Raw genomic sequence first — 12,014 nt, 5'->3', positions numbered from 1 at the left:
AGGCGGACCTCCAGGAAAGAGGAAACGGGCGTGGCGGCACTGCCGCCACGCCCGATACTCCTACTTAGGCTTGCCTAAGTCAATGTGTTCCCGACGCCTTGTCGGTAAAAATCCGGTCGGGTCCGGCCGGCTAGGGCAGCGTCAGGATGTCCGCCCCGGAGTCCGTCACCACCAGCGTGTGCTCGAACTGCGCGGTGCGCTTGCGGTCCTTCGTGACGACCGTCCAGCCGTCGTCCCACATGTCGTAGTCGTGCGTGCCCAGCGTCAGCATCGGCTCGATCGTGAAGGTCATCCCCGGCTCGATGACCGTGGTCGCGTGCGGGCTGTCGTAGTGCGGGATGATCAGACCGGAGTGGAAGGACGAGTTGATGCCGTGGCCGGTGAAGTCCCGGACCACGCCGTAGCCGAAGCGCTTCGCGTACGACTCGATGACCCGCCCGATGACGTTGATCTGACGTCCCGGCTTCACTGCCTTGATCGCCCGGTTCAGCGCCTCACGGGTGCGCTCCACCAGCAGCCGCGACTCCTCGTCCACGTCCCCGCACAGGTAGGTGGCGTTGTTGTCGCCGTGCACGCCGCCGATGTACGCCGTCACGTCGAGGTTCACGATGTCGCCGTCGCGCAGGACGGTGGAGTCGGGGATGCCGTGGCAGATGACCTCGTTGACCGAGGAGCACAGCGACTTCGGGTAGCCCCGGTAGCCGAGCGTCGAGGGGTAGGCGCCGTGGTCGCACATGTACTCGTGGGCGACACGGTCGAGCTCGTCGGTGGTCACCCCCGGCGCGATCAGCTTGGCGGCCTCCTCCATCGCCTGGGCGGCGATCCGGCCGGCGATGCGCATGGCCTCGATGGTCTCGGCCGACTGCACCTCCGGTCCGGTGTACGGAGTGGGCGCGGGCTTGCCGACGTACTCGGGCCGGCGGATGTTTCCGGGAACGGAACGGGCGGGAGAGAGCTCGCCTGGTACGAGCAGCGACTGACCGGACATGCAAGCGAGTGTATCCAGCGGGGATGGGGCAGCATGGCGGGATAGAGCGGCACACAGCGGCTTGCGGAGGCAGCGAGAGGAGCCTGGACGACGATGGCCCTGTTCAAGAAGCGCCAGGTGGGCAAACCCGGCGAGTGGTACTACTGCCTGGTCCACCAGAAGGTCGAGGAAGGCCCCGAGTGCCCGGCCAAGGACCGGTTCGGCCCGTACGGAACGCCCGAGGAGGCCGCCCACGCCATGGAGACCGCGCAGGAGCGCAACCTCGAGTGGCAGAACGACCCCAAGTGGAACGACAAGACCCGCGAGGAAGAAGAGGGCACCTCGGGCACGGGCACGGGCGCGTCCGGCTGACGGGCCGGCAGGAGCGCACTACCAGCGGCTGGGCGGCGGCGCGGTCAGCCGGTCGGCCAACCCCGCCAGCCGGTCCCGCAACCGGCGGCGGGCCCCGCGCTGGGCCGGCGGACCGTTCTCCCCGGCCGCCGCGCTGACCAGGTGCTGCACGGTGTCGAGATCCAGCTCGGCGGCGCCGTCCGGCACCGACAGCGCGTCGTGCGCGAGCGCGCCCAGGTCCCGGTCCCCGCCGTCCAGGGACAGGACGGTCGCCCCCGCGCGGCGGGCGTCGTACACCCGCTCCAGCAGTCCCTCGCCCGGCTCCCGGGGCGCCACCACCAGCACCGTGTGCCCGCGCCCGGCCGCCGCGAGCCGGCCCAGCCCCACCGACAGGTGCGGCGGCTCACCGGGCCGCACCCGGTGGCGCACCAGCGTCGGCGCCAGCTCCGGCAGGCCCGACCAGGCGGCCTCGTCCACGAGGTGCGCCGCCATGTGCCAGGGCTCGTACCCCTCGGTCCCCACCAGCAGCAGCTTCCCGCCGGCCGGAGCGACGGACCGGCGCAGCGAGCCGGCGAAGCGGCGCGCGTCGCCCGGCCACTGCGTACCGGCGAGCACCTCGCGCAGCAGGGCGACCCTGACGGCATCCATGCCCGCATCCTGCCGCATCGACACCGACACGGGGGCGGTTCCCGGCTCTTCGACTGTGGGCTACCCGGCAGTACCCTCGCCCCCATGACTTCCTCAGACAATCCGCAGAAGCCGCAGGCCAAGGACCCCTGGGACCTGCCCGACGTGTCCGGCCTCGTCGTCGGCGTCCTCGGCGGCACCGGCGACCAGGGCCGGGGCCTCGCCTACCGGCTCGCCCGCGCCGGCCAGAAGGTGATCATCGGCTCCCGTGCCGCCGACCGCGCGCGCACCGCCGCCGAGGAGCTGGGGCTCGGCGTGGAGGGCGCGGACAACGCCGAGTGCGCCCGCCGCAGCGACATCGTCATCATCGCGGTGCCGTGGGAGGGCCACGCCAAGACCCTCGAAGCGCTGCGCGAGGACCTCGCCGGCAAGCTCGTCGTCGACTGCGTCAACCCCCTCGGCTTCGACAAGCAGGGCGCCTACGCCCTCCAGGTCGAAGAGGGCAGCGCCGCCCAGCAGGCCGCCGCCCTCCTGCCGGACTCCCGCGTCACGGCCGCCTTCCACCACCTCTCGGCGGTCCTCCTCCAGGACGCGTCGATCGACGAGATCGACACCGACGTCATGGTCCTCGGCGAATCCCGCGCCGACACCGACATCGTCCAGGCCCTGGCCGCCCGCATCCCGGGCATGCGCGGCATCTTCGCCGGCCGCCTGCGCAACGCCCACCAGGTCGAGGCCCTCGTGGCGAACCTCATCTCCACCAACCGCCGCTACAAGGCCCACGCGGGCCTGCGCACGACGGACGTCTGACCGCCCCGCCCGGCCGGAGCCCTTTACGGCGGCACTGCGGGGCATGGGGGACACTGGAGGGGCTCGACCCCCTTCCGTGTCCCCGAGGAGCTCGCCCCATGCCCCGCCTTGCCGTCTTCGCCGTTGTCGTCTGCGTCCTCGCTGTGGCCGCGGCCGTCGTCGCCTTCGTGGAGGGCAGCTTCCTCGGGATCGTGTGGGTGCTGCTGGCCGGCCTCACGTCCAACATGGCCTGGTACTACATGCGCAAGGCCAAGGCCGAGAAGGCCGCGACCGCCCGCAACGCCTGAGCCGTCAGCCGGCGGCGTTCCGGGCGGCCCCGAGGGCCCTGTCCAGCGCCGTGTCGAGCGCCTGACCGGCCGGGACCGGGATGTCGGGGACGACACCGACGCCCTCCCAGTTGCCGCCCGTCACCGTACTGACCGTCCGGGCCGTCGGCACCGCCACCAGGACGTGCTCGCCCACCGCGTGCCGGTCCGTGGGGTGCGCCCCGCCCCGCGTGGTCTCGCCGACGACGACGGCCCGGCCGTGCGCCTGGAGGGTGTAGGCGACATCTTCACCCCCGGAGAAGGTGCGCGCGCTGGTGAGCACGTACACGGGGCGGTCGAGGTAGCGGGGCGCGGGCAGGTGCGCCGTCGTCCAGTACTGGCGGGTGGTCCCGGTGGAGCGTTCGTAGATGTCGTTCAGGTGCACCTGGTCGTCGGGGAAGAAGTAGCTGCACCACATGGCGGCCCCCTCGGGCGAGCCGCCGCGGCATTCGCGCAGGTCCAGGACGAGCGCGGAGCTGAGGGCGGCCAGCTGCATCGCGGCGCCGATCACGGCGGCACCCTCGTCCGCCGTCGATATCAGGCGGAGGTCGACGAGGGCGACGCCGCCGTCCAGCCGTTCGACCTGCCGCACCCCGTGGTTCTCGGCCCGCAGCAGCGCGAGGAACGCGGCCTTCCCGGCGTCCTGGTCCTCCGGTTCCATCGACTGCGGCTCCTCGGACCACAGCAGCCGCAGGTGCTGGTCCGGGCACACCTGCTGGATGTCCGCCGTGACCGTCTCGCACAGCGCCCGCTCGTCCAGGCCGTCGTACGCGCCGGCCGCGAGCCGGCGCCGGACCGCGGCGTCGATGTCCGCGGTCCTCTCGGGGAAGAGGTACCCTGCGCCGATCCGCTCCAGGGCCCGCTCGATGATCTCTTCGTAGGGAGGCACGGCGGGCCATGTTAAGCGGCGGGCAGGCCCCCGGCGAAGGGATTTCCCGCAGGTCGGCCGGGAGGCGCCGGTCGTCGTCAGTCCTGCGGGACCTCGCACACGCCGCTGCCCTCCTGCCAGAAGCGGTAGAGGTCGCGGCCGCAGTACGTCTCCAGGTCCGACACGCCCAGCGCCGACAGCACGCCGTCCACCGCGTCGAAGAAGACGGCGTTGACCTGCGGGATCCACAGCAGTGCGAAGACGGCGATCAGGCCGAACGGTGCCAGCGGCTCCACCTCGCGCCGCACCCGGTACGACAGCCACGGCTCGATCACCCCGTAGCCGTCGAGGCCCGGCACCGGCAGGAAGTTCAAGATCGCCGCCGTCACCTGGAGCATCGCGAGGAAACCGAGCGCGTAGCGGAAGGCGAGCGGCACCCCCTCCAGGGCGTCGAGCCAGAACGGGGCCGTGCAGACGATCGCGAAGGCCACGTTCGTCAGCGGCCCGGCCGCGGAGATCAGGCTGTGCTTCCAGCGGCCCCGGATCCGGTCGCGCTCGATGAACACCGCCCCGCCCGGCAGGCCGATCCCGCCCAGGATCACGAAGAGCACCGGCAGGACGATGCTGAGCAGCGCGTGCGTGTACTTGAGCGGGTTCAGCGTCAGGTAGCCCTTGGCGCCGACGGTGAGGTCGCCGCCGTGTAGGGCGGTACGGGCGTGCGCGTACTCGTGCAGGCAGAGGGAGACGATCCACGCGGACGTCACGAAGAGGAACACGGCGAGCCCGGCGCTCGTCGAGTACCCCGTCCACACCGCCCAACCCGTGACGGCCATGACGGCGAAGATCCCGAGGAATACCGAACTGATCCGCCGCTCGTGGCGGGTGCCCTGATGACCCATGCCGGGAAACCTATCCCGGGCCGGGTAGGGAAAACGGTTCGGGGGTGAGCCGGGGTCCGGGGACAATGGGCCGGTGCGTTACGCGATTCTCGGCTCCGCCCAGGCCTTCCGCGACGACGGGACTCCCGTGGCCGTGGGCGGGGCGCGCCTGCGTGCGCTCCTGACGGCGCTCGCGCTGCGCCCGGGGCGGGCGGTGCCGGCCCGGCTGCTGGTCGACGAGGTGTGGGACGGCGCCCCGCCGGCCGACGCCGTGGGCGCCCTGCAGGCCCTGGTGGGCCGGCTGCGCCGGGCGCTGGGGCACAGCGCCGTACTGTCCGCCGACGGCGGGTACCGGCTGGCCGCCGAACGCGAGGACGTCGACCTGTACCGCTTCGAACGGCTGGCCCGGGCCGGCGGCGAGGCGCGGGACCCGGCCGAGGCCGCCGCCCTGTACGACGAGGCCCTCGCCCTGTGGCGCGGACCCGCCCTCGCGGACCTGCCCGACCCGGCCGCGGAGGCCGCCCGCTGGGACGCCGTACGGATGGAGGCGCGCCGGGGCCGACTCACGGCGGCGCTGGCCCTGGGCGAGGCCGAGCGCGCCCTGCCGGAGCTGACCGCGCTGTGCGCGCGGCAGCCGCTGGACGAGCCGCTCCAGGCGCTGCGGATCCGGGCCCTGCGCGACGCGGGCCGCCCGGCGGAGGCCCTGGCCGCCTACGACGGCGTACGGCGTGACCTGGCCGACCGGCTCGGCACGGACCCCGGCCCGGCCCTGCGCGCCCTGCACGCCGAACTCCTGGCCCCGGCGGACTCCGGTCCGGCGACCCGGCCGCCGGGGTTCACACGCAGCCCCCAGCCCCCGGACCCTGCCGCAACCACACCCCCCAGCCAAGCTCCCGACCCGCCTCCGGGCCCCGGCCCGGCCTCGGGCCACGCCCCGGCCTCGGGCCCCGGCCCGGTTTCGGGCCAGGCCCAGGTCTCGGGCCCCGGCCCGACTCTGACTCCAGGCCCGGTTTCGGGCCCCGCCCCGGCTTGGGGTCACGGCCCNNGCTCGTCCTCGACAACTGCGAGCACGTCGTCGAAGCCGCCGCCGAGCTCGCCGAACGCCTCCTCACCCACTGCCCCGGCGTCCAGATCCTGGCCACCAGCCGCGAACCCCTCGGCATCCCGGGCGAAACCGTCCGCCCCGTCGAACCCCTGCCCGACCCCATCGCGCTGCGGCTGCTCGGCGACCGCGGGGCGGCGGCCCGCGCCGGGTTCACCGTCGACGAGGNNACGTCGCCGACACCCTCGGCTCCCTCGTCGACAAGTCCCTCGTCGTCGCCGCTCCCGCCCCCGACGGCTCCGGCATGCGCTACCGCCTTCTGGAGACGGTCGGCGAATACGCCGCCGAGCGCCTCACCGAGGCCGGCGGCGACCGCGAGGACACCGCCCGCCGCCACCTCGTCCACTACCGCGAGCTCGCCCGGACCAGCGAACCCCTGCTCCGCGGCCGCCGCCAGCGCGAGACGGCGCAGCGGCTCGCCACCGAGTACGAGAACATCCGTACCGCCCTGCGCCGGGCCGTCACCACCCGCGACGCGGACGAGGCGCTCTGCCTCGTCCACTCCCTGGGCTGGTACTGGCACCTGCTCGACCAGCGGGCCGAGTCCCGGCACTGGGCGGAGGCGGTCGCGGCGCTCGGCCCGAACCCCTTCGTCGCGCCCGTGGTCCCGGCGGAGCCGGTGTACGGGCAGCTCGTGGACGAGCCGCCGCCCTACGCGGGCGAGGTGCTCACCGAGGCCTGGCGTGCCCTGCACCTGGTGCGGCTGGCGGCCTGGGACCAGACCAACAAGGACTGGGACGACCCGGAGATCCGCGCCCTGGTCGACGGAGTGATCGCCGCCTACCGGCCCGGACTCCCGCAGACCTGCCGCACACCGGCCTCCCTGTGGATCTACGCCGTCATGATCGCGGGCGATGCAGGGCTGCTCAAACGCGTCGTCGACGCCACCGTGGCCACCACCCGCGCGCTCGGCCACCGCTGGGAACTGGCCTCCGCCCTGCAACTGCGCGCCAACATCCTCGCCAACCGCGCCGACTGGGCGGGCGACGCCTCCCGCGACGCCGACGAGAGCCTGGAGCTCTTCCGGGAGCTCGGCGACGACTGGGGCTGCGCGGAGGCCCTCTCCGCCCGCGCCGAGTCCCGGGAGCGGCGAGGCGAGCACGCCCTGGCCGCCCGCGACTACCGCGAGGCCATCGCGTATGCCGAACGTCTCGGCGCGAAGGCGCAGGTGACGGTGTTGCGCGTGCGGATGGCCGGCGCGCTCGCCGAGAACGACGAGATCGCGGAGGCCGAGCGGATCCTCACCGAGATCACCGCCACGCAGCAGCGCTTCGGCAACGAGGCGATGCCCGCCGCCCGGATGTTCCTCGCGGGCATCCTCGGCCGTACCGGGCGGATCGACGAGGCCCGCGTCCAGATCCGGGTGCTGCGCGAGGAGTTCACCTTCGGCGTGTACGCCATCTTCGACGTGTTCCTGCTCGCCACGTCGGCCTGGCTGGACAACCAGGACGGCCGCCACGAGGACGCCCTGCAGGGGATACGCGACGCCACGGTCGCCTTCCGGCACCCGCTGGCGCTGATGGTCGCCCCGCACCTGCCCGCCACGTTCCTGCTGACGGCCGCCGTCTCCCTGGTGTCGCCGGGCGGCCCGCAGCGGGAGTACGACGGCGCCCGGCTGCTCGGCGCCTACCGCGCGCTGCTGCCGCCCGCCCACTGCCCGGTGACCACGGAGCGCGAGGACTTCGCCTTCGCCGAGAAGCAGGCCCGGTCGGTGCTGGGGGAGAGCGCCTACGAGGCGGCGTACGCCGAGGGCGGCGGCCTCACCCTGGAGGAGGCCACCGCCCTGGTCTGACCCGGCCCCCGGCCGGTGTCCGTCCGGGACGCGATCCGGAGTGGACCGGTCCGCGGGTCAGGTCTTCTGGCGGAACTTGCGGACCGCGAGCGGCATGGTGACCGCCGTGATGGCCAGCGACCAGACCAGCGTCATCCACACCGAGTCGCCGACGGGGGTGCCGTTGATCAGGGCGCGGGCGGCGTCCGCGAGGTTCGACAGCGGGTTGTAGTCGGTGAAGGACTGCAGCCAGCCCGGCATCGTGGACGGCGGGGCGAAGATCGAGCTGCCGAACTGCAGCGGCATCAGGACCAGCATCGCCATGCCCTGGACGGCCTGGGCGGTCTTCATGGTGAGACCGAGCAGGATGAAGATCCACATCAGTGCGCTGCCGAAGACGGCAGACAGCCCGATGGCGAGGAACAGGTCCAGCACCGACGACTTGATCGACAGGCCGAGCAGGAAGCCCACGCCCAGCAGGATCGCGATGGCCACCATCATCCGGCCGAGCTCGACGACGATCTTGGCGAGGAGCACGGACGACCGGGCGATCGGCATGGACCGGAACCGGTCCATCACGCCCTTCTTGAAGTCGTCGTTGACGCCGGTGCCCACCGCCATCGCGATGTTCATGCCCATCATGGCCATGAGGCCCGGGACCACGTAGTTCACGTAGTCCGCCTGGTTGCCCTTGCCGGAGATCGCGCCGCCGAAGACGAACACGAACAGCAGCGTGAAGATGATCGGCATGAACAGGACGTCGAACATCGACTCCGGGTCCTGCTTGATCTGCAGGGCGTTGCGGCGCACCAGGGCGCCGATGTGCCGCAGGTTGGCCCGCAGGCCGATCCGCCCCTCACCGCGGGCGGCCGCCACCGGGACCGGACCGGGCGCGGCGGGAGCGGGCTTCGTCGTGGTTACGGTGCTCATGCCGCGACCTCCTCGGTCTTCTCGGTGGGGACGGAGTCCCCGACGGGTGCGGGCCGCTCGCCGGTGATGGCCAGGAACACCTCGTCGAGGCTGGGCAGGTAGGTGCCGAGGTCGGCGATCGCGTACCCGCGGGCGGCCAGCAGGCCGACCACTGCGGTCAGCTGCTCGTCGCTCAGGATCGGGACGAGGAGCACGCCCTCGTCCGGCACGGCCTGGGAGCCGGCCACGCCGTCGAGTCCGGCCTCGGCCAGCGCGCGGGCCATGCCCGGCAGGTCCGCGCAGGACACGGGACGGATCTTCAGGGTGCGGCCGCCGACGCGGGCCTTCAGCTCGTCGACCTTGCCCTTGGCGATGACCTTGCCGCGGTCGATGACCGTCAGCTCGCTCGCGAGCTGCTCGGCCTCCTCCATGTACTGCGTGGTGAGCAGCACGGTGGCGCCCTCGGCGACCAGGCGCTGGACCTCGTCCCACACCTCGTTGCGGGTGCGCGGGTCGAGTCCGGTGGTCGGCTCGTCCAGGTAGATGACGGCCGGCCGGCCGATGAGCGAGGCGGCCAGGTCCAACCGGCGCCGCATGCCGCCGGAGTAGTTCATGGCGGCCTTCTTCGCCGCCTCGGTCAGGGAGAAGCGCTCCAGCATCTCGTCCGCGCGGCTGCGGGCGTCCTTGCGGGACAGGTCGAGCAGCCGCCCGATCATGTAGAGGTTCTCCCAGCCGGAGAGCTTCTCGTCGACCGAGGCGTACTGGCCGGTCAGGCCTATGGTGCGGCGCAGCTGCCGCGGCTGGCGGACCACGTCGAAGCCGGCGACGGTCGCCGTCCCGGCGTCCGGGACGATCAGGGTGGAGAGGCAGCGCACCAGCGTGGTCTTGCCGGCGCCGTTGGGCCCGAGGACCCCGAGGACCGTGCCCTCACGGACATCCAGGTCGACACCGTCGAGGGCCTTGGTCTCGCCGTAGTGCTTGACCAGCCCCCGCACCTCCACGGCGTTGGGGTTCTTGTCGTTTCGCGTCATGTCCCCCATGGGACCAGCCGCCACTGACAAAGCACCGACAGCCGACCGACAAAGCTACGACAGACGTACGACAGGCGTACGACAGCCCGCCGACGCGCGGGTCGGCGGGCTGTCGGACCGGCTCACCTCACCTCAGCAGGGCGCGCCCGCCGGTGTCAGTGGAAGGCGTGCTGCTCCTGCGGGAACGTGCCGCCGACGACGTCCTCGGCGAAGGCCTTCGCCGCGTCCGTCATGGTCTCGCGGAGCTTCGCGTACTGCTTGACGAACTTCGGCATCTTCCCGCCGGTCAGGCCCATCATGTCGGTCCACACCAGCACCTGCGCGTCGCACTCCGCGCCCGCGCCGATACCGACCGTCGGGATGTGCAGGGACCGGGTGACCTCGGCGGCCAGCTCGGCCGGGACGAGCTCCAGCACCACCGCGAACGCGCCCGCGTCCTGCGCGGCCTTCGCGTCGCGCAGCAGTTGGTGCGCGGCCTCGTCGCCGCGGCCCTGGACGCGGTAGCCCATGGCGTTGACCGACTGCGGGGTCAGACCCAGGTGGGACATGACGGGGATGCCCGACTGCACGATCAGCTCCGTCTGGGCCAGCGAACGCTCGCCGCCCTCCAGCTTCACGGCGCCCACTCCGGCCTCCTTGACCAGGCGGGTCGCGCTGCGCAGGGCCTGCACGGGACCTTCCTGGTAGGAGCCGAACGGCATGTCGCCGATGACCAGCGCACGGCTGGTGCCGCGTACGACGGCCGCCGACAGCATGGTCATGTGGTCCATCGTCACCGGGACGGTGGAGTCGAAACCGAGGTGGCAATTGCCCATCGAGTCGCCGACGAGGATGACCGGGATGCCGGCCTCGTCGAAGACGGAGGCGGTCATCGCGTCGTAGGCGGTGAGCATGGGCCACTTCTCGCCGCGCTCCTTGGCGAGGGTCAGGTCGCGGACGGTGATGCGCCGGGTGCCCGTGCCTCCGTACAGGGTGGGGGAGGCCGCGGCTGCGGGTTCGCGGGCAGGCGAAACGGCGTGCGTCATTGCAACTGCTCCTTGTGTCATCTCGAGGCACCCTCACGGTGTCCCCGGACTCACCCACCATGGTGGCATCCCCGGGGCCGTGGGCGGAAGTGGTACGCGGGGGCCGCCGCACCGGCACGCCAATGTGCGCGTTTCGTGACAAGCGGAACCCCCTGCGTACGGCCGTTCGTCCTCCCGGACGTACGACCGCAACGGACGGTCGTGACGTACAGCACGGAAGGCTCCGTTTCATCGCCTAGGGTCAAGGGGCGGGGACGGAGCGCGAGCACGGCAGTGAGGGCAGCGGCATGGCACAGGCGTACAGGACGGAACCGGGGAACGGCGGCTCGGAGCCCGAGCCCTCCGAGTCCCGTTTCCGGCGCCGCCTTGCCGAGCTGCGCAGGGACCCGGGCATCTGGCGGCGGGGCCTGGTCCTGGCGTCGATCGCCGTGCTGCTGTCCCTGGTCATGATCTTCCACGCCGAGCTGCCCAACGACGTCGGCAACCTCGGCAGCCTCACCGAGACCTTCCTGCCCTGGCTCGGCCTGGCCGTTCCGCTTCTGGTGGCGGGCGCCGTCTTCCGCCGGTCGGCGACCGCGCTGATCGCGGTCCTGCTGCCCGCGGTGGTCTGGCTGAACCTCTTCGGAGGCCTGGTCTTCGACAAGTCCGGCACCGGCGGCGACCTCGTCGTCGCCACCCACAACGTCGACGCCGACAATCCCGACCCGCACGGCACCGCCGCGTCGGTCGCCCGCTCCGGCGCCGACGTCCTGGCCCTCACCGAGCTCAAGGGCAGTGTCGTCCCCGTCTACGAGAAGGCCCTGGCGGGCACGTACAAGTACCACTCGGTCGAGGGCACCGTCGGCCTGTGGAGCAAGTACCCGCTGAGCGGCAGCGCGCCCGTCGACATCCGGATGGGCTGGACCCGGGCCATGCGGGCCACCGTCGCCACCCCGCAGGGCGAGGTCGCGGCGTTCGTCGCCCACCTGCCCTCGGTCCGGGTCAAGCTGAACGCGGGCTTCACCGCCAACCAGCGAGACGACAGCGCCGACGCGCTGGGCGCCGCGCTCGCCGCCGAACCCCTGAAGAAGGTCGTCCTCCTCGGCGACCTGAACGGCACCATGAACGACCGCGCCCTGTCCGAGGTCACCTCGCAGATGCGCTCCACCCAGGGCGCGGCGGGCGACGGCTTCGGCTTCAGCTGGCCGGCGCAGTTCCCCATGGCACGCATCGACCAGATCATGGTCCGGGGGATCCGGCCCGAGGCCTCCTGGACCCTGCCCCGCACGGGCAGCGACCACCTCCCGGTCGCCGCGCGGCTCACGCTGAACAAGTAGCGGCGGGACCGGCAGCGCCGAGGGGCCCCGCCGGTGATGCGGCGGGGCCCCTCG

The 12,014-nt window shown here is 72.6% G+C and carries 12 protein-coding genes and 1 pseudogene; 6 read left to right on the top strand and 7 right to left on the bottom strand.

The window, feature by feature from the left end; all coding sequences use genetic code 11:
• Positions 1 to 130 precede the first annotated feature (130 nt).
• Positions 131 to 988, bottom strand: a complete 858-nt coding sequence (gene map / locus AVW11_RS33880; RefSeq protein ID WP_030849038.1) for a type I methionyl aminopeptidase — start codon at positions 986 to 988, stop codon at positions 131 to 133.
• 93 nt (positions 989 to 1,081) lie between these two features.
• Here map and AVW11_RS33875 point away from each other — a divergent pair, with 93 nt between their 5' ends.
• A complete protein-coding gene (locus AVW11_RS33875; protein ID WP_030849039.1) occupies positions 1,082 to 1,339 on the top strand; it encodes a hypothetical protein in 258 nt (85 codons plus the stop codon).
• A gap of 18 nt (positions 1,340 to 1,357) precedes the next feature.
• Here the strand turns inward: AVW11_RS33875 and AVW11_RS33870 are convergent, their stop codons facing one another.
• On the bottom strand, positions 1,358 to 1,966 hold the full coding sequence (locus tag AVW11_RS33870; RefSeq protein ID WP_030849042.1) for a hypothetical protein: 609 nt from the start codon (positions 1,964 to 1,966) through the stop codon (positions 1,358 to 1,360).
• Positions 1,967 to 2,050: 84 nt separating this feature from the next.
• Here AVW11_RS33870 and npdG point away from each other — a divergent pair, with 84 nt between their 5' ends.
• A complete protein-coding gene (gene npdG / locus AVW11_RS33865; protein WP_030849045.1) occupies positions 2,051 to 2,755 on the top strand; it encodes an NADPH-dependent F420 reductase in 705 nt (234 codons plus the stop codon).
• 98 nt (positions 2,756 to 2,853) lie between these two features.
• On the top strand, positions 2,854 to 3,042 hold the full coding sequence (locus AVW11_RS33860; RefSeq protein WP_030849047.1) for a hypothetical protein: 189 nt from the start codon (positions 2,854 to 2,856) through the stop codon (positions 3,040 to 3,042).
• A 4-nt stretch (positions 3,043 to 3,046) separates the two neighbouring features.
• On the opposite strand, the gene AVW11_RS33855 is transcribed toward AVW11_RS33860, so the two are convergent.
• Positions 3,047 to 3,949, bottom strand: coding sequence for a S41 family peptidase (locus tag AVW11_RS33855; protein ID WP_076046939.1), 903 nt, complete (start codon positions 3,947 to 3,949; stop codon positions 3,047 to 3,049).
• Positions 3,950 to 4,026: 77 nt separating this feature from the next.
• Positions 4,027 to 4,827, bottom strand: coding sequence for a site-2 protease family protein (locus AVW11_RS33850; RefSeq protein WP_030849053.1), 801 nt, complete (start codon positions 4,825 to 4,827; stop codon positions 4,027 to 4,029).
• 73 nt (positions 4,828 to 4,900) lie between these two features.
• Between AVW11_RS33850 and AVW11_RS39450 the strand changes: the two are divergent.
• Together AVW11_RS39450 and AVW11_RS39445 are read left to right on the top strand one after the other, a co-directional pair.
• Positions 4,901 to 6,075 (top strand): annotated as a pseudogene (locus AVW11_RS39450) (AfsR/SARP family transcriptional regulator); the annotation flags it as partial.
• A 77-nt stretch (positions 6,076 to 6,152) separates the two neighbouring features.
• On the top strand, positions 6,153 to 7,700 hold the full coding sequence (locus AVW11_RS39445; RefSeq protein WP_476755993.1) for a hypothetical protein: 1,548 nt from the start codon (positions 6,153 to 6,155) through the stop codon (positions 7,698 to 7,700).
• A gap of 57 nt (positions 7,701 to 7,757) precedes the next feature.
• Here AVW11_RS39445 and AVW11_RS33840 read toward each other — a convergent pair whose 3' ends face one another.
• The 3 genes from AVW11_RS33840 to panB all read right to left on the bottom strand — a co-directional run bounded on the left by AVW11_RS33840 (position 7,758) and on the right by panB (position 10,644).
• Entirely contained in the window at positions 7,758 to 8,609 is an 852-nt protein-coding gene (locus tag AVW11_RS33840) for an ABC transporter permease (RefSeq protein WP_030849055.1), read from the bottom strand.
• A complete protein-coding gene (locus AVW11_RS33835; RefSeq protein ID WP_381786036.1) occupies positions 8,606 to 9,628 on the bottom strand; it encodes an ATP-binding cassette domain-containing protein in 1,023 nt (340 codons plus the stop codon). Before AVW11_RS33835 ends, AVW11_RS33840 begins: the two co-directional genes overlap by 4 nt.
• Before the next feature lie 146 nt (positions 9,629 to 9,774).
• Positions 9,775 to 10,644, bottom strand: a complete 870-nt coding sequence (panB, locus tag AVW11_RS33830; protein WP_030849066.1) for a 3-methyl-2-oxobutanoate hydroxymethyltransferase — start codon at positions 10,642 to 10,644, stop codon at positions 9,775 to 9,777.
• A 287-nt stretch (positions 10,645 to 10,931) separates the two neighbouring features.
• On the opposite strand from panB, the gene AVW11_RS33825 reads away from it, so the two are divergent.
• A complete protein-coding gene (locus AVW11_RS33825) occupies positions 10,932 to 11,960 on the top strand; it encodes an endonuclease/exonuclease/phosphatase family protein (RefSeq protein WP_030849069.1) in 1,029 nt (342 codons plus the stop codon).
• The last annotated feature ends 54 nt before the right edge of the window (positions 11,961 to 12,014 follow it).

This window comes from Streptomyces amritsarensis (assembly GCF_001953875.1).
GTDB lineage: Bacteria > Actinomycetota > Actinomycetes > Streptomycetales > Streptomycetaceae > Streptomyces > Streptomyces amritsarensis.
The sequence above is the reverse complement of the archived record's forward strand: the minus strand, read 5'-3'. Positions and strand labels throughout refer to the sequence as shown.